Genomic DNA, 24,834 nt, shown 5'->3' on the forward strand with positions numbered 1-24,834 from the left:
AAATTGAACTGAACCGTTCAGTTTTGACATTTGCTTGAGTGGGCGGCCTATGTCAATCATGAACTGAACGGTTCAGTTTAGAGAAAAATCAATGACCACACGCGCCCCGCCGCGAGGCGGTGGAACTCGAGATCCTCGGAGCGCCGGCCTCGCGCCGACCCAGCGCGATCGCAAGGTCGGCTCGATCCTGGCGGCCGCCCGCGCGCTCTTTCTCGACCACGGCTTTGACACGGTCAGCATGGACATGGTCGCTCGGCAGGCGCCGGTGTCGAAAGCGACACTCTATGCGCATTTCGCCAGCAAGGAAGAGCTGTTCACCGCCGTGGTCGTCGACGAGGCCGAGCGGATGACGGATGAGATCGGGCGGATCGTAACCGACAGAAGCGATATTGCCGCTGTGCTCAAGCGCGTCGCCGAGAAGTTCGTCGACATCTTCCTATCGGAGCAGGCCATGTTCCTGCAGCGTGCCGTCATCGGCGTGGTGCCGCGATTTCCGTCGATCGGCGCCGCCATCTTCGAGAGCGGCCCCAAAGCGCTGACGGAGCACCTGGCGGCCTTCCTCGGCGAGGCCCATCGGGCAAGCAAGCTGCATGTTCCGAACCCGACACTGGCGGCGAAGCAGTTCCTGAGCCTCGTCAGAGGCGATCTCGACATCACGCGCCTGCTGCTGCCTGCGGCGGTGCCGAGCCGGGCCGAGCTCGAGACGCAGATCAAGGCCGGGATCGACCTGTTCCTTCACTTTTACGCACCGTTCGAGACGTAGCAGCTGCCCGGCGCGCAGGCGCCTCAACCCGGAACGACGGCCGTCGGAGGAAGCGCTTCGCAGCGGCTTGAAAACAGGCGTTCTCCGATAAAATCGACGAAGACGCGGACCTTCGGCGAGAGATTGCGGCTGGAGGGCCAGATCAGGCTGAAATGGCCGGGAGCGTCGATGTGTTCGTCGAGCAGGGTGTGCAGCTCGCCCTTCGCCAGCGGATCACGCGCCAGGAAATCCGGTATGCAGCCGATACCGAGGCCAGCGATGGTTGAGCCGCGCAGCGCCTCCATGTTGTTGCAGGTCAAGACCGTGCGTGTGCGCAATTCCGGTTCTCCAGCCGGCAGCGTGAGTGGCCATGCTTGAATCTTGCCGCTGTTGGGAAAACGGAAGCGGACCCCGAGATGCCCGTCGAGGTCGCGCGGGCACTCTGGCTTACCGTAGCGCTCCAGATAGGATGGCGCGGCACAGAGCAGCAGCTGGAATGGGCGTAGGCGCCGCGCCATCAGGCGCGAATCCGGGAGATCTCCGCTGCGAATCGCGACATCGACGCCCTCGTCGATCAGATCGACGAGGCGGTCGTTGAAATCGAGATCGACCTCGATCTCGGGATAGCGCGCCATGAACTCCGGCAGAACCGGCAAGAGCAGATGATAGCTCACGATCGGCGTGCTGATCCGCAGGCGTCCACGCGGCACATCCATCGTGTGAGCGAGCATCGCGCGGGCATCGTCGAGATCGTCGAGAATGCGCCGGCAGCGCTCGTGAAAAGCGCGCCCCTCCTCGGTCAGGCGCAGGCTGCGCGTAGAACGCTGGAACAGGCGGATGCCGAGCTGCTGTTCGAGTTTGGTCACGGCCTTGCCGACCGCGGAGGCGGAAAGCCCGAGCACGCGCCCGGCCACGACAAAACTGCCGAAATCGGCGGTCCGGACGAAGGCCGTCAGGCCGGTCAGCGAATCCATCCTTACCCCCTCGATACGTGGTTATTCGAGCGAATTCTTCCGATATGATCGGAATACGAAGCCACTTGGCTCCAATTAGATCGATAATATCCTGTTTCGACCGCAAGGCGAGCGCCAGCTGGGGTCGCTGCGCCGTTGTCGAACAAGGCATCCAATCCATGACGCAAACCATCACGCGGCCGAGCACGGCCAGACAGGCGCTCGTGCTCCTTTCCGTCTGCCTTGCCGCGGCCGCGATGCCACTCACCTTCACGGGGCCGGCTGTGGCGCTTCCTGCCATCGGCAAAACGCTGGGCGGCAGCCCGATCGCACTCAACTGGGTCACCAACGCTTTCATGCTGACCTTCGGATCGAGCCTGATGGCAGCGGGCGGGCTCGCGGATGCCTATGGCCGCAAGCGCCTCTTCCTCATCGGCGTCGGCGCATTCGGGATGATCTCCGCGGCACTCGCCGTTGCACCCGACATCCTCTGGTTCGATCTGGGGCGGGCGGCCCAGGGCATCGCCGCGGCGGCCGCCTTTTCCGGCGGCATGGCGGCACTCGCGCAGGAATTCGAGGGGCGCGCGCGCATCCGTGCCTTCAGCATCGTCGGCACGAGCTTTGGTGTCGGCCTTGCCTTCGGACCGATCGCGTCGGGATTGATGATCGATGCCTTCGGCTGGCGCAGCATCTTTGGGCTCGTGGTCGTTCTGGCCGCGCTCGCCCTGGCGCTCGGGGCGCGCTTCCTGCGCGAAACGCGCGACCCGGACGCCACCGGTCTCGACTGGCCGGGCGCCCTCTCGTTCACCCTGGCCCTGGCGCTCTTCACCTATGGCGTCCTGCTGGCGCCGGAGCGCGGCTGGGCCGAGCCGACCGTGATGACCCTGTTGGCGGGCTCCGCCGCGCTCTTCATCGCCTTCGGCGTGATCGAACGGCGCGTCGCTCGGCCGATGCTCGACCTCACCTTGTTCCGCTACCCCCGCTTCGTCGGGGTGCAGTTACTCGCGGCGGCGCCGGCCTATGCTTTCGTCGTGCTGCTGATCCTGCTGCCGGTGCGTTTCATCGGCATCGAGGGCCTGAGCGAGATCGCTGCCGGCCGGCTGATGATCGCACTCTCCGCACCTTTGCTGGCTCTCCCTTTCGCGGCTGGCCTGCTGACGCGCTGGTTCGCACCGGCGGCGATCTGCGGCGTCGGCTTGTTGATCTGCGCTGTCGGCTTGTTCTGGCTGAGCCGCATGCCGCTCGGAAGCGAGACAATGGGTGTCGCCATGCCGATGGCCCTGATCGGCATCGGCATCAGCCTCCCCTGGGGGCTGATGGACGGGCTTGCCGTCAGCGTCGTGCCCAAGGAGCGCGCCGGCATGGCAACCGGCATTTTCAGCACCACCCGTGTGGCCGGCGAAGGTGTGGCGCTCGCCGTGGTCAGCGCCGTGTTATCCGCCTTGACAGCGGGGCATCTGGCGGTTGGTGCGGCGGCGGCCCATGCCGGCCCGGCGGCCCAGCTGCTCGTTACCGGCGATATCGTGGCCGCGGCCGCCCTGCCGCTGATGAGCCGCGCTGCGCTCATGCAGAGCTACGGCGACGCCTTCGCGACATTGCTCCTGATGCTCTGCGCCATCACCATCCTCACCGCGATCGTTGTCTTCGCTTTCCTCGGCCGGAGGGCGGAAACGGGAACCGAGCCAGTGGTGGAGGGGGAAGAGCGCCTCTGCACATCGCAAGCCTGACCCGGCTCGCCAGCCGCGGCACGCCCAGGACGACAAGGGCGCCGCAAGCCGCGAGTGGCTTGCGGCGCCCTGATCAGCAAGTTCTCGCTCTTGATTCAGCGGTCGCTAGAAATATTGAACAATCATCGACCTCTCCATAGGTCGATATACTTATTTTGCCGAAGGTATTGATTGCCAGCCTGAATTGAACCCGAATGCTGGCCAGCACGATTGATCCGGTCGCCGCGGCTGGGGGCGACGCGGACCAGACCCATCTGCCTTTCGAAGATCGGGCGCGGTCGCACTGTTCCAGCCTGTCCTGAGAGCGCATCATGACATCGAGAAACGAGAATTTCGCGGCCCTGGTCGGCAATACGCCGCTCCTCGAACTGGGCCGCTTCGCAGAAGAGCTGAAGCTCGGCGCCCGTATCCTCGCGAAGATCGAGTATCTGAACCCCGCCGGCAGCATCAAGGACCGGACGGCCTGGGGCCTCATCCGCGAGGCCGAGGAGAGCGGCCGGTTGAAGCCCGGCCAGCAGATCGTCGACCTGACCAGCGGCAATACCGGGATCGGGCTCGCGGCGCTGGCGGCGGCCCGCGGCTATCCTTCGAAATTCTACCTGCGCAACACGATCAGCGAGGACAAGCTCAAGCTGCTCGCTCATTACGGCGCCGAGATCGTCCTGATCGACAACAGCGTCTTCCTCGAACCCGGCGCCATCCACGCGATCATCGATCGGGTGCGCCGCGAGAATCCGGACGCCTATTACACCAATCAGCGCGCCAATCCGGCCAATCCGCGCGTCCATTTCGAGACGACGGGCCCCGAGATCTGGCGGGATACAGCCGGGGAAGTCGATATCTTCGTGGCGGCCGTCGGCACCGGCGGCACGATCTCCGGCACGGGGCGCTTCCTGAAGCGACAGAACCCGGAGGTGCAGATCGTCGTCGTCGAGCCCGGCCCTGCCTCGGTGCCCTCGCTGGACGCTCCCTATCCGGACAGCATCGAGGGCGTCCACAAGGTGACGGAGGTCGAGCCCGGCTACCTGCCGGAGAATTTCGACGCTTCCGTCGTCGACGAGGTGATCGTCACCGAGACGGCGCAGGCGCGGGACTTCGCGCGGATCCTGGCGCAGCGCGAAGGCATCCTGGCCGGGACGTCGTCGGGCGCGGTGCTGTTCGCCGCCACGGCGCTCGCAAGGCGGCCCGAAAATGCCGGCAAGACGATCGTCGCCATCGTCGCCGATAGCGGCGAGCGCTATCTCAGCCCGCCGAAGCTGGGGCCCGCCCTTTCGAGCGAGGTGGGGGCGCCCGCTCTGGAAGCCGCCACGGTCTGACATCCGCTCGATGCGGCGACGATGTCGATCGCCTCGCCGCTTCGCCGGATACAAAACAAATCATCGCTTCCTGTCACGCAAAACGCATATTCTGTTTCATTGCCAACAATAATAACTCGAGCAATAATCTTGAACGCGACGGCGCTTTCAGCGTCTTCGCCGCGGGATTTGCTGGAGCAGCTTGCGCCGCGTCAACAACGCTAAAAGCACCACGATGTCTCGTGGGCTCCTTTTGTTTTGGAGACGCGAATGTCCATGACGTTCAGCACTGCAGAATCGGCGGCAAGCCTGCTCTTCCACCGGCGGCTCTGACCTTCGGCACCCGAAGTCGGGCCGCCTTTCCGCGCCCGCCTCGATCCCATTCACAACCCGGGCAACGCGATCTCGTGCCAGCCGCCATGGCGGCTGCACGACCGGAAAAGCGCGCCTGCCCCGTTTCCCTCATCAAGCCAGACCGGGACGCCGCCATGTCCACTCTCACGGAATATCTCGCCCAGAAGCGCGACGCCCTGCTGCGCCGCAAGGCCCATGCCCGCTCGGGGGACGCCCACCCCTTGCGACTTCAGGCGCAAGCCCATGCCGAGGGGCGCAGCGGCGTCCGACGCATCCGCATCCGCGACTTCCAGGTGATCAGCGACAGTCCGCCGGATTTCGCCGGTTACGATCTCGGGCCGAGCTCGCCCGAACTGCTGCTCGGCGCGCTGTCGAGCTGCCTGACCCATACCTATCTAATCCAGGCCGCCGACCAGCAGATCGCTCTGGAGGATGTCTGGGTCGAGGTTCACGGCCAGCTCGACCCGCGTGCCGGAACGCTCGGCCACGAGACCACACCGATCTATCCGCACGAGCTGTCCTACACCGTCAGGCTCACGACGGACGTGACCGAACTCGACGCCCTGAATGCGGCCGTCGAGCGCTTCTGCCCGATCCTGAACCTGCTCCGGCAGGGCGTGACGGTGCGCGGCACCGTCGAGCGCGTCCCGGCCAGCCGCGCGGCAGCCTGACCCTTCCCCAAACGACCATGCAGCCGCGTGCAGAGCGGCAAGGAGCGACCATGACCCAGCAGACGACCTTCTCCCGCCGCACCTTGTTGCGCGGAGCCGCGGCGCTCGCCGCCGCGCCGCTGGCCGGCCTTGCCGGGCACCATGCCTTCGCCCAGGCCACGCCGCTGAAGCAGCGCCAGACGATCAAGCTCGCCTGGGGGCAGACGGCGGTGTGCCAGTCGCCGATCTCGGTCGCGCTGAAGCAGGGCCTGTTCGAGAAGTACAATCTCGCGGTGGAGCCGGTGAATTTCAGCGGCCCGACCGACGCCCTGCTGCAGGCGATCGCGACCGGCCATGCCGATGGCGGCATCGGCATGGCGCTGCGCTGGCTGAAGCCGCTGGAGCAGGGCTTCGATGTCGGCCTCACCGTCGGCACCCATGGCGGCTGCATGCGGCTGCTGGTGCCTGAGGCCGCCAATATCCGCAGCCTCAAGGACCTCAAGGGCAAGTCGGTCGCCGTCACCGACCCGGCGAGCCCGGTGCGGAATTTCTTCGCCATCCGTCTCGCGGAGGTCGGGCTCGACCCCGAAAAGGATGTGAGCTGGGTGCAGTATCCGCAGGACCTGTTCGGCGAAGCCCTGAAGAAGGGCGAGGTCCAGGCGCTCGCGGGCGACGATCCGCATCTCTACCTGATCCGAGAGCGCGACAAGCTCGTCGAGCTCGCCACCAATCTCGAAGGCCAGTACGCGAAATCGACCTGCTGCGTGCTCGGCCTGCGTGGCGCCCTGATCCGCGACCAGCCGGAGGTGGCCGGCGCGATCTCGCGCGCCATCGTCGAGGCGCAGGCCTGGACGGCGGCCAATCCCGACAAGACGGCCGAGATCTTCGCGCCCTTCGTCCCGGCCAAGGTCACGCCCGAGACGGTGGCCGCGATCCTGCGCAGCCACACCCATGACCATCACTCCACCGGCGCGGCGCTGCGCGACGATGTCGCGCTGTTCACCGAACAGCTCAAGCTCGTCAACGTGATCCGCAAGAACACCGACGCCAAGGCCTTCGCGCAGAAGATCGTGCCCCATGTCCCCGTTTGAACAGACAGGCTCCGCATCGGCCTTCGACCAGCCGCGCCTGCAGGTCGACGGCTCGGTCCTGGCACGCGGCGCATTCGCCACGGCGGCCTGGACCGCAGTGGCGGCCTCCGTCACGCTGCTCGCCAACAAGAAGGTGGGCTTTGCCGACCCGCTCTATGTCGGCGAGACCAATGCCGGCTTCATCGGCTGGGCCGTCCTGCTGGCGCTGGCGACCGCCGTTGGGGCGCTCTGGCCGCCGCTCGGCCGGCGCCTCGGCCGCGCCGCGCCTTGGCTCGTCGTGCTCGCGCTCTTCGTCGGTGTCTGGGACCTGCTGACGGCCAAGCTCGGCCTGCTGCCGGTGCCCTTCTTCGCCCCGCCCTCCGCGCTGGTCGAGGTCTATGCGGAGGACTGGCCTCGGCTCGGCGAGAGCGTGCTGCATTCGCTGCGCCTGCTGGCGCTGGGCTTCCTGTTCGGCACGATCTCCGGCTTCGTCACCGGCGTCGCGATCGGCTGGTCGCGCGGGCTCGGCTACTGGGTGCATCCGGTGCTGCGCTTCCTCGGGCCGATCCCTTCGACCGCGCTCCTGCCGATGGCGTTCTTCTTCTTCCCGTCGAGCTTCTCGGCGGCGATCTTCCTGATCGCGCTTGCCACCTGGTTCCCGGTCACGGTGCTGACCTGGTCCGGCGTCGCCAGCGTCGACAAGGCCTATTACGACGTCGCCCGGACACTGGGCGCCGGCCGCGCCTTCCTGATCTTCAAGGTCGCGATTCCCGCCGCCCTGCCGCATGTCTTCGTCGGCCTGTTCATGGGGCTCGGCGCCTCGTTCTCGGTGCTCGTCGCGGCCGAGATGATGGGGGTCAAATCCGGCCTTGGCTATTACCTGCAATGGGCCCAGGGCTGGGCCGCCTATTCCAACATGTACGGCGCGCTGATCGTGATGGCGCTGATCTTCTCAGGGCTGATCACGCTGCTCTTCTCGGCACGCGACCGGTTGCTCGGCTGGCAGAAGGATGTGGTGAAATGGTAGCCGCACAGCTCGCTGTCTCGCCCTCGACCGGCATTCCCGCGTCCAACGGCGCCGAACTCTCGATCGCCGGCGTCTCGCATGAATTCGATCTCGAAGGCCGCCCGCTGCCGGTGCTCGACGATATCGATCTAGAGATCCGGGCCGGCGAATTCGTCGCCCTGCTCGGGCCGAGCGGCTGCGGCAAGTCGACCTTGCTCAGGCTGGTCGCCGGGCTCGAACAGCCCTCTCAGGGCCGGATCGCGGCGGCGGGCGAGGAGATCACCACGCCCGATCCCTCCCGCGTCGTCGTCTTCCAGGATCCCACGCTCTATCCCTGGCGCACGGTCTGGAAGAACGTGGCGCTCGGGCTGGAGGCGCGCGGCCTGCTCGCCAGCCAGAAGGGCCGCGTCGACGACGCCCTGAAGACGGTCGGCCTCGCCGGTTTCGAACGCGCCTTCCCGCGCCAGCTGTCCGGCGGCATGGCCCAGCGCGCCGCGCTGGCCCGCGCCCTCGTCAACGATCCCAGCGTGCTCATCCTCGACGAGCCGCTCGGCAAGCTCGACTCGCTGACGCGGATTGCCATGCAGACCGAGATCGCCGAGCTCTGGCGCCAGCGCGGTTTCACCACCCTGCTCGTCACCCATGATGTCGAGGAGGCGCTGTTCCTGGCCCAGCGCGTCATCGTGCTGAGCGAGCGCCCGGCCCGGATCAAGGCCGAGATCGTCAACGACCTGCCCTATCCGCGCCATCGCGGCGATCCGCGCCTGGCGGAATTGCGCGGGCAGGCGCTCGCCCATCTCGGGCTCGACGCGAGCTGGTAAGCCCGCAATCTCCCCTTCCCCATCGCAGGATCCTATCGATGTCTCGACGTCTCGGGCTGACGCTCGCCTTTGCCCTGGCCACATCGCAGGCCTTCGCCCATGCCCATCTCAAGACCGCCTCGCCCGCCGAGGGCGCAACCGTCGCCGCGCCGACGGAGATCACCCTCGGCTTCACCGAGGAGCTCGAGGTCAAGCTGAGCAGCATCACCGTCAAGGATGCGCGTGGCGGGGTCGTCAGCGCGGCACCGGCGGAGGCCGTGCCGGGCGACCGCAAGGCGCTGAAGGTCCGGCTCAAGCCGGTCTCGCCCGGAGCCTACAGCGTCGAATGGGCTGCGACTTCGGTCGATACTCACCGGGTCACCGGGCAATACCGGTTCACAGTCAGGCCCTGATGTGGAAGCGCTGATCGGGGCGGCGCTGCCAGCGGTCCGCTGGCTCCATCTCGCCGCCCTGCTGTCCGGCCTCGGCATCGAGGCCTTTCGCCTGCTGTCGCAAGGCCCGCTCGCCACCACGCCGGGCGGCCGGCAACTGCTGCATCGACTGTCCTCCTGCAGCCGGCTCTCGCTCATCCTGGCGCTCGCGGGCGGGGCGGTCTGGTTCTGGCTGCAAGGCAGCGCCATGCTGGGCCGCCCCCTCGACAACCTCGCGAGCGTTGCCGCCCTCGCGGAGACTCGCTTCGGCGAAGTGCTGCTGGCGCGCGCCGGCCTGCTCGTCCTTGCAGGCTTGCTCCTGCGTGGCGAAGGCGTTGCCCGAACGGGTGCGCTGCTTCTCATGACCATCGCGGCCCTGCTGCAGGGCCTGCTCGGGCATGGTGCCGCCACCGGCTTCTGGACAACGGCGGCCCTGGGGCTTCACGTCCTGGCAGCCGGCCTTTGGCTCGGCGCATTGCCTCCCCTTCTGGCGGTATGCTGGCTCCTGCCGGCCCAGGCGCCCCTGCTTGCCCGCCGCTTCACGCCGCTCGGCCTGGCTTGCGTCGCCGTTCTCGCAGCCACATCCGTCCTTCAGCTGCAGGAGCTGGTCGGCACCTTGCCGGGGCTCATGGGCACCGCATACGGCCAGCTTGCGATCGTCAAGATCGCCCTGTTCGGCGGCCTCCTGCTGCTGGCTGCCGCCAACCGCTTTCGCTTCGTACCCGCGGCGGCAACCTCAGGCTCGACGCGTGCCCTCACCCTGTCGATCGCCACCGAAACCGGATTCGGGCTGGCCATCGTGGCCGTTGCGGCGGCACTGGCCAACGAGCCACCTGCGATCCACGAACAGCCGACCTGGCCTTTCGCCCTCAGGCCGGTGCCCGCCTTCTGGGACGATGCCTATCTGCGCGATGGGCTTTTCCGCCTGCTGACTCCTGTGGCGATTGCCCTTGCGCTTTTCGCCACCGCCCTATCGCTTCGCGAACTGCGCTGGCCAGCCCTTCTCGCCGGGGCCATCGCGTTGGCCTTCGTCCAGATTCCGCCATGGCGCCCCTATGTCGTCGCCGCGGTTCCACCGAGCTTCCAACAGTCTCCGACCGGCTATGCAGCGCGCTCCATCGCGACGGGCCGGGGCCTGTTCCAGCGCGATTGCGCGAGCTGCCACGGCGCGGATGCGCGCGGGCGCGGCCCCGTCGCGGTCGCGCAATCCGTCTGGCCGCCAGACCTCTCCGCGCCGCTGATCGCCGGGCGCCCCGGCGGCGAGCTGTTCTGGTCGATCCGTCATGGCAGCGGCCCGATGCCGCCGAGCGCGCAACTGGACGATGCCGCGATCTGGTCGCTGATCGACTTCATCCGCCTGCGCGCCGGAGCCCGCATCTTCTCGCCCCCGGAGATGCGCTGGTCCGGAGCGGTGCGCATGCCGGGCTTCGTCGCCCGCTGCGCTGACGGCACCCTCGTCACGCCCGGCAGCGGAGCGCCACTGCGTGTATGGATCGAACGCGACGCGCGTGGGGCCGGCGCGCGGGTGCAGGTCGACGCCGCGGCCGAGTCCTGCCCCGTCGAGGATCCCGAGCCATTGGCGGCAGCCCTGGCCGAAGTCACCGCCAGCACGACGGCGCCGGCGCTGGTTCTCGTCGATGCGAATGGTTGGCTACGGCGCGCGTTCAAGGCGGAAGACAGCGCCGCGTTGGATATGGTCGCATCCGAGTTCGCCGAGATTCGTCGACGCCCGCTGGATGGAGCCGCTCTCCATCACTGATGGCCGCTCCTGGCGCCGAGTGCCAAGGCCATCTCCGCGGACAATCGACACAGATCGTTCTCTTGCCGATCCGCGCAACGGGCTCGCCGCAAATCGGATCACCCGGCGACACAAAAACAATCTTGACTGTTTGTAAATTGTGTCTCAGCCTCGGATTTCCTTCCGATGGCTTGGATCGATGCCAGAGAGTTCGACGTGAGCGGCAACAGGCGATCACAGAAAGAACGCAGCGCCGAGACTTCAACGCGGTTGCTGACGGCGACGATCGACCTTCTTCACGATCGTGGCCTTGCCCGCACCTCGACACCGGAAATCGCACGTCGAGCCGGGGTTTCGCGCGGCGCGTTGACGCATCACTTCCCCAGCCGCGAGGCGATCATCAGCGCCTCCGTCGCCGATCTGCTCAGCAGGACCGCGCGTGACCTGCATCGCTTCGCCGAAGAGTTCATCGCGCGCGGCGGCTCGAGCGACGAGATCGTCGACTACATCTGGCGGATGATGGACGACCGCCTTTTCTACGTCACGATGGAATTCCTGCCGGAGGCGCGCCACAACGACGATTTCCGGGCGCAGCTCATCCCGACCGTTCGCGAGTTCCATGCCGGTCTGGACGCGATCTGGACGGCGCTCGCCGTCCGCGCCGGAACCGACCCCGACCATACGCGCACGGTGATGAACGCCACGATGTGCCTCGTGCGCGGCATGATCAGCCAGACGGTGCTACGGCCGAACGATCCGACCTACTATGACGGCATGCTTCAGTTCTGGAAGGGCCAGGTACGCCAGCAATTTCCGATCAAGCCCGTCATGACCGGGAAACACAGGGCGGCGTCTTGAACGCAGCGCTGACGATCGCGGGGCTGAAGCTCTCCTTCTACGGCGTACACGTGCTGCGCGGCGTTGATTTCGCCGTTCCCGAAGGGTCGTTCACCGGGCTCATCGGCCCGAACGGAGCGGGCAAATCCACCCTCTTCAACGCGGTGTCGGGGTTATACAGGCCGGATGCCGGCTCGGTTCGGCTGCGAGATGTCGAAACGGCCGGGCTGCCGCCCGAAAAGCTGGTCGCGGTCGGGCTCGTCCGCTCGTTCCAGCTCGCGCGCGGCTTCCCCAAGCTCAGTGTCTTCCAGCACCTGATGCTGTACGGCGCGGCGCAGCCCGGCGAGCATTTGCTGGCGGGGCTGTTCGGCTCGCAGCGGGCACGGCAAAGGGAAGCGGCGCTGGCCGAGCGCGCCTTCGGCATCGCCCGCAGGCTGAAGCTCGACCATGTGCTCGACAATCCCGTCACCGCCCTGTCCGGCGGACAGAAAAAGCTCGTCGAGATCGGTCGGGCGCTGATGGCCGAGCCGACGATCCTGCTGCTCGACGAACCGATGGCCGGTGTCAATCCGAGTCTCACCGAGCAGATCGCGGAGCATCTCGTCGCCCTCAATCGCGGCGGGCTGACCATCTGCCTGATCGAGCACGATATGGGGCTGATCCGCCGGCTCTGCGCGCCGGTCATCGTGATGGCCGAGGGCCGGACGCTGACGCAAGGCAGCTTCGAGGAGGTCGCCTCCGACACACGCGTGCAGGAAGCCTATCTCGGGAGGCGGCATTGAGCGCGGCGGCCGGCGCGGTTCTTCGGGCGACAGGCATCGTTGCCGGCTATGGCGCCGCGGAGCAGATCCTGAAGGGCACGTCGCTTCATGTGGCGCCGGGCGAGATCGTCTCGATCATCGGCCCGAACGGAGCCGGCAAGTCGACGCTGCTGAAGACGCTCGCCGGCCTTGTTCCGGCGCGGGAAGGCGAGATCCATCTCGGCGGGCGCGACGTGACGCGGGCCGACGCGCTTGGCCGTTCACGCGCCGGCATCGGCTTCGTGCCGCAGGAGCGCAATGTCTTCGGCGCCATGACGGTCTCCGACAATCTCGAAATCAGCGGCTTTCAGAATCCAGGCGAGGTCGGCGCGCGAGCCGAGGAGATCTATGCGCGCTATCCGATGCTGGCGGACAAGCGCAAGGCGCTGGCGCGCACGCTCTCAGGCGGCCAGCGGCAGATTCTGGCCATGGCGATGGGGCTGATGAACGCGCCCTCGCTGCTGCTGCTCGACGAGCCGACGGCCGGGCTGTCGCCGAAGGCGGCCGACGAATTGTTTGACGCGATCGTCGCGCTCAATCGCGGCGGCCTGCCGATCCTGATGGTCGAGCAGCATGCGCTGGAAGCTCTCGCGATCTCGACGCGCGGCTATGTGCTCGTCTCCGGTCGCAATAGCCGTGAGGGGGCGGGACCGGCGCTCGCCAGCGACCCGGATATCCGCAAGCTCTTTCTCGGCGGATAGACCGCCTGACACGACGATCCATAACGACAATGCAGGGGATCACCATGACGCCATTCAGCATCGATCGCCGCCGCCTTCTTGCCGGCAGCGCCGCGCTTGCAGGCATTTCCGCGCTTCCGAACCGCGCCCGCGCGCAGGCCGGCCCGATCCGGATCGGCACCTTGACGCCGCTCACCGGCTCGGGCGGTCCGTACGGTCCCGTCATGGTCAAGGCCGTGAAGGCCGTGGTGGACGAAGTCAACGCTGCAGGCGGCGTGCTTGGCCGCAAGGTCGAGCTGATCTCGGAAGACGACCAGACCAATCCGGAAGCCGGCGTGCGCGCCGCGCGCAAGCTGATCGACGTCGACAAGGTCTCCGCGATCCTCGGCACCTGGGCGTCCTCGGTCACCACCGCGGTGGCGCCGCTCTGCTGGGAATCGAAGACCTTCCTCGCCACCGTCTCGGGTGCCGACGCCATCACCCAGTTACCGCATCAGGGCTATCTGATCCGCACCCAGCCGAACACGACGCTTCAGGGCAAGAAGTTCGGCGAGTTCTGCGTCGCCGAGAAGGCGAAGCGTGTCTTCTTCCTCTCGCCGCAGACGCCCTTCGCCAAAAGCCAGTTCGACAACATCACAGCAGCGGTGAAGGCGGCCGGCGGCGAGACCGGCTCGCTGATCTATGACGACAAGAAGCCGTCCTACCGCACCGAGATCGACGAGGCGCTGCGCTTCAAACCCGACGCGATCATCTTCGGCGGCTACACGCCGGACACCGCGGTGATGCTCAAGGATGTCTACCGCGCCGGCTTCGGCGGGCTGAAGGTCGCCTTCGCCTATTCCGTCAACCAGAAGCTGATCGAGAGCGTGCCGGCCGAGGTCGTGGACAAGACCTTCACCATCGCGCCGTCGCCGGCCGAGGGCTCGAAAGCCTATGAGCGGCTGGTGAAGCTGATCGGCGTCGCCTCGCCCGATCCCTACACCACCCAGATCTACGACCAGATCAACCTCGTGCTGATGGCGATCGCCTTTGCCGGCGACTCGTCGGGCACGGCGATCAAGGATGCGGTGCGCAAGGTCAGCCAGGCGCAAGGCGGCGTGAAGGTCGACAATGCCATCGACGGGCTGAAGGCCATCGCCGCCAAGCAGCCGGTCGATTACGACGGCGCCAGCGGCCCCTGCGACTTCGACGCGATCGGTGACATCATCGACTCCAAGTTCCGCTACGAGCAGGTGCAGGGCAGCAAGCTCGTCCTGGTGAAGATCGCGTGACCCAGCTGCTGCAGGCGCTGCTCAACGGCGTGATGACCGGGGCGCTGATCGCCGTCCCGGCCATCGGCTTCTCGGCCATCTTCGCCGTGCTGCGCTATCCGAACTTCGCCATCGCGGCCTATGCCACGATCGGCGCCTTCGCCGCCTGGTGGGCCAATGCCCAGCTCGGCCTGCCGATCGTCGCCTCGCTTTTCGTCGCCTTCGCAGTGACAGGTGTGGTCGGCGTCGCGGCGGAGGAGACCGCTTTGAAGCGCCTGCGCGGCAATGGGGCCCTGATCGTCGCCATCGCCTCGATCGCCCTCAATCTCGTGCTGGAGAACATCGTCCGCTTCGTCTTCGGCAACGAGATGCGCGGCTACGATCTGCCGATCGCGCGCGACCTGCGCTTCGGCGAGCTGCGCATTGGCCCGCAGCAGCTCCAGAGCCTGCTGCTGTCCGTCATCATCATGGCCGCGATGTTCCTGTTCCTGCGCTACACCCGCTTCGGCAAGGCGATGCGGGCGGTGGCCGATAATCCCGATCTCGCGCGGCTCAAGGGCATCGACCCGGCGCGGATCGCCATCGTCACGATCTTTCTCGGCGCCGGTCTGACCGGCGTCGGCGGCGTGCTGATCGGGCTCGACACCTCGATCGACCCGCTCACCGGTTATCGCGTGCTGCTGTCGGTCTTCGCCGCCGCTGTGCTCGGCGGTCTCGGCTCCATTCCCGGCGCGGTCGTCGGCGCATTGATGCTCGGCATCGCCGAGGAACTCGCGCTGCTCGCCGTGCCTGCGACCTATCGCACCGCTGTCGGCTTCGTCGCGATCCTGCTGATGCTGACTTTCCGGCCGCGCGGCATCCTCGGCGAGAGGGCTGCCTGATGCTCTCCTACGTCATCTTCACGCTGACGCTCTGCGCCATCTACGGCCTGCTGGCCTTGAGCCTCAACCTGATCTGGGGCGGGGCCGGGCTGGTCAATCTCGGCCTTGCCGGCTTCTTCGCGGTCGGCGCCTATGCCTCGGCGCTGGCGACGGGGGCGGGAGCGCCCGTCCTGATCGGATGGGGCGCGGCGCTCGTCGTCGGCGCGGGTGTCGGGCTTCTCGTGACCTTCGCGACGCTGCGGTTGCGCGACGATTACCTCGCCATCGTGACGCTCGGATTTGCCGAAGTCATCCGGCTCGTCGCGCTCAACGAACGCTGGCTCACCAAGGGCTCGGACGGCATTTCCGGCATTCGCGCACCGCTCAAGGCCGAACTCGGCACGCAGAATTTCGCGCTGTTCTATCTCGGTGTCGTCACCTTGGTGCTTCTGGTCGTCTGGGCGCTGCTGCGGCGGCTCGACTTCTCGCCCTATGGGCGCGCCTTGAAGGCGATCCGCGAGGACCAGCAGCTCGCCGCCTTCGCGGGCAAGCCGGTGCTGCGCTTCAAGCTGCAGGCCTTCGCGCTCTCGGCCGCGATCGCGGCGCTGGCCGGCGCGCTCTACGCCCATTTCCAGTCCTACATCTCGCCGGATCACTTCCAGCCGCTGATCACGATCTACATCTTCCTCGCGGTGACGGCGGGCGGCGTCGGCCGGCCGAGCGGTGCGGTGCTCGGCGCCTATGCCGTCGTGATCTTCCTGGAGGCGACGCGCTTCATGACGGAGTGGGTGCCCGGTCTGCAGCCGGTCCAGCTCGCCGCCATGCGCGAGATGCTGATCGGACTGGCGCTCATCCTCGTGCTGCATCTGAAGCCGCAGGGCATCCTGCCCGAGACAATCCCCAAGGCGCTGGCCCCGCCCAGCGCTGCCTGAATCCGGAGAGTGCCCATGTCCGACGATCTCGCCACGCTGACGGCGCTCATCGAGAAGCCCGGTCAACCCGAGACGCTGTTCAAGGCCTTTGAGGCGGCAACGCAGCGCCTCGTCGGCCATCAGCTCTTCACGCTGCTCTATGTCGATGGGCAGGAGGTCGCGCGGATCTACTCCAACCGTCCGGGCGAATACCCGCTCTCCGGCCGCAAGACGATGGGGCCGACGCCCTGGGGCAAGCATGTGCTCGAAGAGCGCAAGCCCTATCTCGGCAAGGACAAGGCCGGGATCCGATGGGCCTTCTTCGATCATGAGTTGATCGAAAGCATGGGGCTCGGCTCGGTCATCAACATCCCCGCGATCTATGACGGCAAGGTGGTCGGCACCATCAACCTGCTCGCGCCCGAGCATCATTACCGGGAAGAGCATGTCGCCCCGGTCGCGCAGCTGGCGCCAGTGCTGGTGCCTGCCTTCCTCGCTGCTCGCGCCGCCGCCGGCGCGGCCTGATCCCGCTCCATCGCCTCAAGCCCATTCGTCCGAAGGAACAGCCCCGTGGCCGCAACCCTCTTCACCAATGCCCGCATCGTCGATGGCACGGCGCCCGAGCCGGCTGAGCCGGTCAGCGTCCTCGTCGAGGGCGGAACGATCCGCGAGGTCGGCAAGGCGGTGACATCCGCCAAGGCGAGGACCGTCGATCTCAAGGGCCGCACCCTGATGCCGGGGCTGATCGACGCGCATGTCCATGTCGTCGCCGGCGTCGCCGATCTCGGCGCCAATGCGCGCCTGCCGGACTCGCTCGTGACCGCGCGCTCCTTCGTGATCATGCGCGAGATGCTGCTGCGCGGCTTCACCACGGTGCGCGATGTCGGCGGCGCCGATTTCGGCCTGAAGCAGGCGACGGAAGAGGGACATTTCCCGACGCCGCGCCTCGTCATCTCCGGCAAGGCGCTGAGCCAGACCGGCGGCCATGCCGATTTCCGTGGCCGCTACGACGACCGCCCGAGCGTGATCGAGCGCCATCGCCTGGGCGCGCTCGGGCGCATCTGCGACGGCGTCCCCGATGTTCGCCGTGCGGCGCGCGAGGAGCTGAAGGGCGGCGCCGACTTCATCAAGATCATGGCCAATGGCGGCTGCGCCTCGCCCACCGACCCGATCCATTTCCTCGGCTATTCGGTCAGTGAGCTCGAAGCCATCGTCGAAGAAGCCCGGATGGCGGGAACCTATGTTTCCGCCCATGTCTATACCGACGAGGCGATCCGCCGCTGCGTCGAGGCCGGCGTGCATTCGCTGGAGCACTGCAACCTGATCCAGCCCGAGACGGCCAGGCTCGCGGCCACGAAGGGCGCCGTCGCGGTGCCGACGCTCGTGACCTATGACAAGCTGGTCTCGGACGGGCCGAAGCTCGGCTTCCCGCCGGATTCGGTCGCGAAGGTCGACGTCGTGCGCTCGGCCGGCATGGACTCGCTGCGCATCATGCAGAAGGCGGGGCTGCCCATGGCCTATGGCAGCGACCTGCTCGGCGAGATGCATCGCTACCAGTCGGAGGAGTTCGTCATTCGCGGCCGGGCCTTACCGGCGCAGGAGGTGATCGCCTCCGCGACCTTCATCGCGGCCAGGCTTCTGAAGCTCGAGGGCAAGATCGGGACGGTGGCGCCGGGCGCCCATGCCGACCTCGTCGTCGTCGATGGCGATCCGCTGCAGGATCTGTCGCTCCTCACGCGGCAGGGGCGACACATGCCGCTGATCATGAAGGGCGGCGATTTCATCAAGCGGACGAGCCTGAACTGAGCGGGGTCGTGGCCGGCTCCTCCCGGGAGACCGGCCGTCGACACGCGCTTGAGGGCATGCGCACTATTTCAGAATACCGGCCGCATCGCTCGGCCGGCCTGCGTGACGGGAGGCGGATATGACGGCGCTGCATTTCAAGAACTTCGCCCTGCTCGAACCGGAATTCGGCGAGCTGCGGCGCGGCTACGAGCTCGTCGTCGAGGGCGACACGATCCGCGAACTGTCGGAAAAGCCGCTGAAGGCTGCGAGCGCCGACGTGATCGATTGCGGCGGGCGCACATTGATGCCCGGCCTCATCGACAGCCACGTCCATGTCTTCCTCTCCGAGGTCTATATCCGCAGCATGGAAAGCATGCCGCTGACGCTGATGACGGCGCGCGCCGTCCGGCTGATGAAGGGCATGCTCGATCGCGGCTTTACCACCGTGCGCGACACCGGCGGCGCCGATTGGGGCATCAAGGAAGCGGTCGAGAAAGGCGATGTCGCCGGTCCGCGGCTCTTCATCGCCGGTGCGGCGATCGGCCCGACCGGCGGTCACAGCGACCCGCGTCGGCGCACCGATTTCGGCGGGCGCTGCCATTGCTGCAACGCCATGGCCTATACGATGAACGTGTCGGACGGCGTGTCGTCCGTGCGCAAATCGGCCCGCGAGCAGATGCGGCTCGGTGCCGACCACATCAAGATCATGATGTCGGGTGGTGTCGCCAGCCCCTACGACCCGCTGGATTCGATGCAGTTCAGCGTCGATGAGGTGAAGGCCGCGGTCGAGGAGGCGAAGGCCTTCGGCCGCTATGTCTGTGCCCATGCCTATACGCCGGAGGCGATCACCCGGGCGGCGGAATGCGGCGTGCGCGCGATCGAGCACGGCAATCTGATCGACGACGCTTCGGCCAAGCTGATGGCGCAGAACGGCATGTTCCTGACCGCCAACCTCGTCGCCTATTACGCGATGAAGGAGCGCGCCGCCGAATTCGGTATGACCGGCGACATGCTGGCCAAGAACGACCTCGTCATCGACGGAGGCCTGCGCTCGCTGGAGATCTGCAAGCGCGCCGGCGTGCCGGTCGCCTTCGGCTCGGACCTGCTCGGTCAGCTCCAGGTCGAACAGTCACGCGAGTTCCTGCTGCGGCGGGAAGTGCTCTCGCCGATCGAGATCATCCGCTCGGCGACGACGGTCGGTGCCCAAATCCTGCGCATGGAGGGCAAGCTCGGCACGTTGAAGGCCGGCGCCTATGCCGACCTCATCCTTGTCGACGGCGACCCGCTCAAGGATCTCGGCCTGTTTCAGGAGCAGGGGAAGCATCTGGCCGCGATCATCAAGGGTGGAGTCTTCCACAAGAACACGCTGCACTGAACGACGCCTGCTTGCCTCCCTCTTGGTCACGACATGGATAAGAAACCGGCTTGACTGTTTGTAACTTGTTGCCCAGCTTCGCGGCCTTAGAGATGGATCAGGGGTACTGTCAGTGGTGAAGGCGATCGGGCGGCGCGACGGCGGCCGGCACTGCGGGACGGCCCGGTGACGGGAAGCGGCTCGCTGAAATGGGGCCGCTATGCGCTCAACGGCGCGGCCGCGCTCGCGCTCGGCTTCATCCTGCTGCCGCTGATCTTCGTCACCTGGCTCGCCTTCTTCAGGCAGGAGATCCCCTCCTTTCCGCCGGAGGGCTATTCGCTGCAGTGGTTTACGGCTGCAGCGAACAACAAACCCTTCATCGACGGCTTCATCCTCAGCCTCCAGGTCGCGGTCGCTTCGACGCTGATCGGGCTCGCGCTCGGCGTGCCGGCGAGCCTCGCCCTGGTTCGCCATCGCATTCCGTTCGGGCCGGGCGTCTCGACCTTGCTGCTGCTACCGCTGGTGATGCCGGGCATCGTGCTGGGCACCGCGACCTATGTCTTTCAGATCGAGGTCGAGATCGCGACTGAGATTCCGGTCATGGGCTCGCTCGGCGGCCTGATCGCGGCGCATACGCTCGTCGTCGTCCCCTGGGTGGTCCGGCTGGTGACGGCGAGCCTCGCAGGCTTCGATCGCTCGATCGAGGAGGCGGCGCAGAATCTGGGCGCGGGACCGTTCACGACCTTCTGGCGCGTGACGCTGCCGAGCATCCGGCCAGGCCTCGTCGCCGCCGCGCTGTTCGGCTTCGTCACCTCCTTCGGCAACCTCGAGATGAGCCTGTTCCTGGTCGGGCCGGGCCGCACGACGCTGCCGATCGCGATCCTGCAATATCTCGAATGGAAGATCGATCCGACCGTGGCGGCCGCCTCGCTGATCCAGATCGTCCTGATCGGCACGGCGATGCTCGTGACCGACCGCTATGTCAAACTGAGCCGGGTGGTGTGAACGGATGGCAGATCTTCTGTAATGGCACGCCTCTCGATCTCGCATCTCAAGAAGCGCTATGGCGAGCTGACGGTCGTCGACAATGTCGACATCGCGGTCGCCGACGGCGAATTCCTCGTCCTGCTCGGACCGTCCGGCTGCGGCAAGACCACGACCTTGCGCATGGTCGCGGGCTTCATCCCGCCGAGCGCCGGGCAGATCACCATCGGCGAGCGCGACGTCACGAATCTTCCGCCCTGGAAGCGGCATTGCGGCCTCGTCTTCCAGAGCTACGCGCTCTTTCCGCATATGAGCGTGGCGCAGAACGTCGCCTTCGGGCTGGAGATGCACAAGGTGCCGGCTGCCGAACGCGGCCCGCGCGTCGCGGAGGCGTTGCGGCTGGTTCAGCTCGGCGGCTTCGACGAGCGCTATCCGCGCCAGCTGTCCGGCGGCCAGCAGCAGCGCGTGGCGCTGGCGCGCGCGCTCGCCATGGAGCCGCAGGTGCTGCTGCTTGACGAGCCGCTCTCCAATCTCGATGCGAAGCTGCGGCTGGAAGTGCGCGTCGAGATCCGCGAATTGCAGCGCAAGCTCGGCCTCACCACGATCATGGTGACGCATGACCAGGAGGAGGCGCTGACCATGGCCGATCGCCTCGTGGTGATGGACCGCGGCAAGGTCCGCCAGATCGGCACGCAGCGCGAGCTCTACGAGAAGCCGGCCGACCGCTTCGTCGCAGGCTTCATCGGCCGCAGCGCCTTTCTCGACGGCGAGGTGACGGCGCCGGGCCGCTTCCGCACGGCAGGCGGGCGCGAGATCGCCTGCGCCGCCGCGGGCACAAGCGGGTCGGCCACGCTGGCGCTGCGGCCCGAGCGCATCGCGATCGGCAGCGAGGCGGACGGGTTGCCCAACCGCTTCGCGACGCAGATCGTGCATGCCTCCTATCTCGGCGCGCAGCTCGACGTGCAGGTCGCGCTCGACGGGCAGGAGCGCATGCTGCTGCAGATTCCGAACCGACCGGGCCTGTCCGAGCCGCGACCGGGCGACACGATCACGATAGGCTGGGCCGAAGATGCCGGGCTCGTTTATCCGCGCGAGGCATGAGCTTCGTTCGGGGTTCAAAAAGAAGGGGATAGGACCATGACCGCATTCGACAGGCGCGAACTTCTGAAGGGCGCGGGCGTTGTCGCGCTCGCCGCCGCGGCCGGCACGCCCGCTCTGGCGCAATCGGGCGGACGCGTCGTCGTCGGCACCTGGGGCGGCGACTATGCCCGGCTGCTGACCAAGAACATCGAGGACCCGATCCTCAAGGCCAAGGGCATCGAGGTGATCCAGGACCAGGCCGGCGACGCGCCGCGCCGGGCCAAGATGGTCGCGGAAAAGCGCCTGCCGCGCGGCACGGTCGACATCCAGGGCTTCTCGGCCGCGAACATGTTCGAGATGAGCGAGGCCGGGGTCACCGAGGCACTCGACTATTCCAAGCTGCCGAACGCGAAGAACCTGCTGCCCTCGATGAAATATCCCTACGGCATCGGGCAGATCTATTCCGGCAACGTCGTCATCTACAATCCCAAGCTGATTTCTCCGGCCCCGACCGGCTTCAAGGACTGGCTCGACCCGAAATGGGGTTCGAAGATCGGCTTCATCGACATCCAGTACCAGTCGATCTTCATCGCGGCCTCGCTGGCCGCGACCGGCGGCAAGGACATGAACGACCTCGACAAGGCCAAGGAGGTCCTGATGGCGGTCAAGAAGGCCGGCGGGCGCGTCTATCCGACCAACGAGGCCTTCGCCCAGGCGATGAAGAACGAGGAGGTCGGCATCAGCGCGATCTGGAAGGCGCGCGTGGTGCAGTGGCAGAATGCCGGCATCCCCTGCGAGGCGGTTTCGCCGGTCGAGGGTATCCCGATCTATGTCTCCGGCTTCGTCATCGCCAAGAACGCGCCGAACAAGGAGAACGCCTACGCTTATATGGATGCCATGCTCGCCAAGCCGCCGCAGGAGGCCTTTGCGGTCGACATGGGCTATAACGGCACGGTCTCCGGGCTCACCGTCGATCCGGCCCTGCAGAAGCGCATCGGCTTTACGCCCGAGGAGGAGAAGCGCCTGCGGGACCTCGACTACGCCTTCCTCGCCAAGAACGATTCCGCGATGAAGGAGTGGTGGGACAAGGTCTTCAAGGCCTGACATGGCTTGTCCGCTCGATCATTGCGGCCGCCTGACTCGGGGGCGAAGCCGATGACTTCCGCCCCCGAAGCCGTCGCCGGCGCCCGCAGGAACCTCGCAGGCCTGCTCGTCCTGCCGGCGACGCTTTTCGTGGCCGTCGCGCTGATCGGCCCGCTCACGATCCTGTTGCGCTATTCGCTCAACAAATTCGTGCCCGGCCAGTTCATGGTCGATGCGCTGGTGATCGAGAACTACGTCAAGTTCTTCACCGACGCCTATTACCTCAATGTGCTGGCCCGCACCGTGCGCGTCGCGGTGATCTGCACGCTTGCCTGCCTGGTGATGGGATTTCCGCTGGCCTATGTGCTGGCCCGCACCCAAAGCCGCTTCAAGAACCTGATGGTCATCGCGGTGGTGCTGCCGCTCTTCGTCGGCAATGCGGTGCGTGCCGCCGGCTGGATGACCGCTTTCGGCAGCCGCGGCGCGCTCAACGCCTCGCTGATGGGAATGGGCCTGATCGACCAGCCGCTCGAGATCATGTTCACCGAGACGGCGGTGCTGATCGGCATCGTGGCGGTCAACCTGCCCTTCATGGTGCTGTCACTGCAGAGCGTGATCGAGGGCATTCCGCGCAATGTCGAGGAAGCGGCGTTCAGCCTCGGCGCAGGCCCCGGCGCGATGTTTCGCCGGGTGCTCTGGCCCCTGGCGTTGCCAGGCGTGCTGGCCGGCACGATCCTGACCTTCATCCTGGCGATGAACGCCTATGCCACGCCGGTTCTGCTCGGCGGCCCGAAATTCCAGATGATGGGCCCGCTGGTCTACGGGCAGTTTGCCCAGCAGAACAATTGGCCCTTCGGCGGCGCGATCTCCTTCATCCTGATGACGGCGACGATCCTGCTGACCGCGCTGGCGCATCTGATCGTCCAGGGGCGTTATCGCGCGAACCGACCCGCGGAATGAGCGTTCAGCCCTGCCGCTATGCAGGATTTCTCGCCGACCAGAAGGCCCGCGCTCTCCGAGATGGCAACGACAGCGGGGCAAGCCACTGCGCCGAACGAGCCGGAGCGGCCACGTCTCAACCTGCAGTTGCAACAAGCCAGATCCGCACCGGCCTCCGGTCCGGATCCGAATTCCGGTCGAATCCGGAGGGATAAGCGCCCTGCTCTGCTATCGGGGCGGACGTGCTTCGGCCTTGCGCAGAACCGCTCGATCAGATGGCTCTCTCGGGAGAGCATCCTCCTGAAGCAGGGCTTCCGGCTTCGATTCCTCTCGGGCGGGATCGGGCGAGCCCCTGGCTTTCAGCCATTCGGCAAAGAGCCATTATTTGTAATAATTATAAACTAGACGATAATAATTGACAGTTTTGGCGCATAAGAATCTAACGCCGGCCTCACCTCTTGATCTGCATCGGCAGGAGAAGGCCGCATGACGTCATACTCGTTTCTTGCTCTTCGGGTCGGCGTGCTCGCCATCTCGCTCGCCGCGGCGGCCACGGTGCGCGCCGAGGACGGCATCACGGTCTACAACGCGCAACATGCCAGCCTGACCCAGGCCTGGGCCGACGACTTCACCAAGGAGACCGGCATCAAGGTGACGATCCGCAAGGGGTCGGACACCGAGCTCGCCAACCAGATCGTCCAGGAAGGCGCGTCTTCCCCGGCCGACGTCTTCGTCACCGAGAATTCTCCGGCCATGGTGCTGGTCGAGAAGGCCGGGCTGTTCGAGACCCTGCCCAAGGACATTCTCGATCAGGTTCCGGCCCAGTTCCGTCCCGCGAGCGGGCGCTGGATGGGTGTCGCAGCGCGCAGCACCGTCTTCGCCTATGACAAGCGCAAGCTGAAGGAGGCCGATCTTCCGAAGTCGATGCTGGACCTCGCCGACCCCAAGTGGAAGGGGCGCTGGGCCGCCTCGCCGTCGGGCGCCGACTTCCAGGCGATCGTCGGCGCGCTCCTCGTCCTCAAGGGGGAGAAGGTCACGGCCGACTGGCTCAAGGCGATGAAGGATAACTCCAGCGCCTATCGCGGCAACAGCGTCGCCATGAAGGCGGTCAATGCCGGCGAGGTCGAAGGCGCGGTGATCTATCACTACTACTACTTCGGCGACCAGGCGAAGACGGCCGAGAACAGCAACAACGTCGCGCTGCACTATTTCCGCGGGCAGGATCCTGGCGCCTTCCTGAGCACCTCGGGCGCAGGCGTGCTCGAATCCAGCAAGCACAAGAAGGAGGCGGAAACCTTCGTGAAGTGGATGAGCGGCAAGCATGGCCAGGCCGTCCTGCGCGAGGGCGACTCGTTCGAATACGCCATCGGCAACGGCGAGGCTTCGAATCCGAAGCTGGAGCCGATCGCCAAGCTCGACGCGCCGAAGGTCGAGCCCTCGCAACTCGACAGCAAGAAGGTCACCGAGCTGATGACCGCCGCCGGCCTGCTCTGACCCGGTTGCGT

24 protein-coding genes are annotated in these 24,834 nt (G+C 66.6%); 23 read left to right on the forward strand and 1 reads right to left on the reverse strand.

The window, feature by feature from the left end; all coding sequences use genetic code 11:
• Positions 1-91 precede the first annotated feature (91 nt).
• Entirely contained in the window at positions 92-763 is a 672-nt protein-coding gene (locus IED13_RS00335; protein WP_191122986.1) for a TetR/AcrR family transcriptional regulator, read from the forward strand.
• 23 nt (positions 764-786) lie between these two features.
• Here the strand turns inward: IED13_RS00335 and IED13_RS00340 are convergent, their stop codons facing one another.
• Positions 787-1,716 carry a LysR family transcriptional regulator gene (locus IED13_RS00340; protein WP_191122987.1) on the reverse strand — a complete coding sequence of 310 codons (930 nt, stop codon included), beginning with the start codon at positions 1,714-1,716 and terminating at the stop codon, positions 787-789.
• Positions 1,717-1,874: 158 nt separating this feature from the next.
• Here IED13_RS00340 and IED13_RS00345 point away from each other — a divergent pair, with 158 nt between their 5' ends.
• The 22 genes from IED13_RS00345 to IED13_RS00450 all read left to right on the forward strand — a co-directional run bounded on the left by IED13_RS00345 (position 1,875) and on the right by IED13_RS00450 (position 24,823).
• Positions 1,875-3,422 carry an MFS transporter gene (locus IED13_RS00345; RefSeq protein ID WP_112764139.1) on the forward strand — a complete coding sequence of 516 codons (1,548 nt, stop codon included), beginning with the start codon at positions 1,875-1,877 and terminating at the stop codon, positions 3,420-3,422.
• A gap of 311 nt (positions 3,423-3,733) precedes the next feature.
• The gene (locus IED13_RS00350) at positions 3,734-4,738 is read left to right on the forward strand and encodes a PLP-dependent cysteine synthase family protein (protein ID WP_191122988.1); all 1,005 of its coding nucleotides are present in this window, start codon (positions 3,734-3,736) and stop codon (positions 4,736-4,738) included.
• A gap of 467 nt (positions 4,739-5,205) precedes the next feature.
• Positions 5,206-5,742 (forward strand): OsmC family protein, encoded by a 537-nt coding sequence (locus IED13_RS00355; RefSeq protein WP_191122989.1) that lies wholly within the window; start codon positions 5,206-5,208, stop codon positions 5,740-5,742.
• Between the two features lie 50 nt (positions 5,743-5,792).
• A complete protein-coding gene (locus tag IED13_RS00360) occupies positions 5,793-6,812 on the forward strand; it encodes an ABC transporter substrate-binding protein (protein ID WP_191122990.1) in 1,020 nt (339 codons plus the stop codon).
• On the forward strand, positions 6,799-7,818 hold the full coding sequence (locus tag IED13_RS00365; protein WP_038361986.1) for an ABC transporter permease: 1,020 nt from the start codon (positions 6,799-6,801) through the stop codon (positions 7,816-7,818). The genes IED13_RS00360 and IED13_RS00365 overlap by 14 nt, the downstream gene beginning before the upstream one ends.
• Entirely contained in the window at positions 7,812-8,618 is an 807-nt protein-coding gene (locus IED13_RS00370) for an ABC transporter ATP-binding protein (RefSeq protein WP_191122991.1), read from the forward strand. The genes IED13_RS00365 and IED13_RS00370 overlap by 7 nt, the downstream gene beginning before the upstream one ends.
• A gap of 38 nt (positions 8,619-8,656) precedes the next feature.
• Positions 8,657-9,010, forward strand: a complete 354-nt coding sequence (copC, locus tag IED13_RS00375; RefSeq protein WP_191122992.1) for a copper homeostasis periplasmic binding protein CopC — start codon at positions 8,657-8,659, stop codon at positions 9,008-9,010.
• Position 9,011: 1 nt separating this feature from the next.
• Entirely contained in the window at positions 9,012-10,787 is a 1,776-nt protein-coding gene (locus tag IED13_RS00380; protein ID WP_191122993.1) for a CopD family protein, read from the forward strand.
• A 249-nt stretch (positions 10,788-11,036) separates the two neighbouring features.
• Positions 11,037-11,624 carry a TetR/AcrR family transcriptional regulator gene (locus IED13_RS00385; RefSeq protein WP_248312396.1) on the forward strand — a complete coding sequence of 196 codons (588 nt, stop codon included), beginning with the start codon at positions 11,037-11,039 and terminating at the stop codon, positions 11,622-11,624.
• Entirely contained in the window at positions 11,621-12,385 is a 765-nt protein-coding gene (locus IED13_RS00390; protein ID WP_191122995.1) for an ABC transporter ATP-binding protein, read from the forward strand. The genes IED13_RS00385 and IED13_RS00390 overlap by 4 nt, the downstream gene beginning before the upstream one ends.
• Positions 12,382-13,104 (forward strand): ABC transporter ATP-binding protein, encoded by a 723-nt coding sequence (locus tag IED13_RS00395; RefSeq protein WP_191122996.1) that lies wholly within the window; start codon positions 12,382-12,384, stop codon positions 13,102-13,104. The genes IED13_RS00390 and IED13_RS00395 overlap by 4 nt, the downstream gene beginning before the upstream one ends.
• Positions 13,105-13,148: 44 nt before the next feature.
• On the forward strand, positions 13,149-14,354 hold the full coding sequence (locus IED13_RS00400; protein WP_191122997.1) for an ABC transporter substrate-binding protein: 1,206 nt from the start codon (positions 13,149-13,151) through the stop codon (positions 14,352-14,354).
• Positions 14,351-15,214 (forward strand): branched-chain amino acid ABC transporter permease, encoded by an 864-nt coding sequence (locus IED13_RS00405; protein ID WP_260368277.1) that lies wholly within the window; start codon positions 14,351-14,353, stop codon positions 15,212-15,214. The genes IED13_RS00400 and IED13_RS00405 overlap by 4 nt, the downstream gene beginning before the upstream one ends.
• Positions 15,214-16,125 carry a branched-chain amino acid ABC transporter permease gene (locus IED13_RS00410; RefSeq protein WP_191122998.1) on the forward strand — a complete coding sequence of 304 codons (912 nt, stop codon included), beginning with the start codon at positions 15,214-15,216 and terminating at the stop codon, positions 16,123-16,125. Before IED13_RS00405 ends, IED13_RS00410 begins: the two co-directional genes overlap by 1 nt.
• 15 nt (positions 16,126-16,140) lie before the next feature.
• Positions 16,141-16,629, forward strand: coding sequence for a GAF domain-containing protein (locus IED13_RS00415; RefSeq protein ID WP_191122999.1), 489 nt, complete (start codon positions 16,141-16,143; stop codon positions 16,627-16,629).
• A 45-nt stretch (positions 16,630-16,674) separates the two neighbouring features.
• Entirely contained in the window at positions 16,675-17,910 is a 1,236-nt protein-coding gene (locus tag IED13_RS00420; RefSeq protein WP_191123000.1) for a metal-dependent hydrolase family protein, read from the forward strand.
• Between the two features lie 118 nt (positions 17,911-18,028).
• Positions 18,029-19,264 carry a metal-dependent hydrolase family protein gene (locus IED13_RS00425; protein ID WP_191123001.1) on the forward strand — a complete coding sequence of 412 codons (1,236 nt, stop codon included), beginning with the start codon at positions 18,029-18,031 and terminating at the stop codon, positions 19,262-19,264.
• A gap of 165 nt (positions 19,265-19,429) precedes the next feature.
• Positions 19,430-20,248 carry an ABC transporter permease gene (locus IED13_RS00430; RefSeq protein ID WP_142020466.1) on the forward strand — a complete coding sequence of 273 codons (819 nt, stop codon included), beginning with the start codon at positions 19,430-19,432 and terminating at the stop codon, positions 20,246-20,248.
• A 21-nt stretch (positions 20,249-20,269) separates the two neighbouring features.
• A complete protein-coding gene (locus tag IED13_RS00435) occupies positions 20,270-21,328 on the forward strand; it encodes an ABC transporter ATP-binding protein (protein ID WP_191123002.1) in 1,059 nt (352 codons plus the stop codon).
• Between the two features lie 36 nt (positions 21,329-21,364).
• Positions 21,365-22,411, forward strand: a complete 1,047-nt coding sequence (locus IED13_RS00440; protein WP_051987772.1) for an ABC transporter substrate-binding protein — start codon at positions 21,365-21,367, stop codon at positions 22,409-22,411.
• Between the two features lie 51 nt (positions 22,412-22,462).
• Positions 22,463-23,350: an ABC transporter permease gene (locus tag IED13_RS00445; RefSeq protein ID WP_191123003.1), complete on the forward strand. Its 888-nt coding sequence runs from the start codon at positions 22,463-22,465 to the stop codon at positions 23,348-23,350.
• 465 nt (positions 23,351-23,815) lie between these two features.
• Positions 23,816-24,823, forward strand: coding sequence for an iron ABC transporter substrate-binding protein (locus IED13_RS00450; protein WP_112764129.1), 1,008 nt, complete (start codon positions 23,816-23,818; stop codon positions 24,821-24,823).
• Positions 24,824-24,834: the final 11 nt, after the last annotated feature.

The sequence above is a fragment of the Allobosea spartocytisi genome, assembly GCF_014764685.1.
Taxonomy (GTDB): Bacteria; Pseudomonadota; Alphaproteobacteria; order Rhizobiales; family Beijerinckiaceae; genus Allobosea; species Allobosea spartocytisi.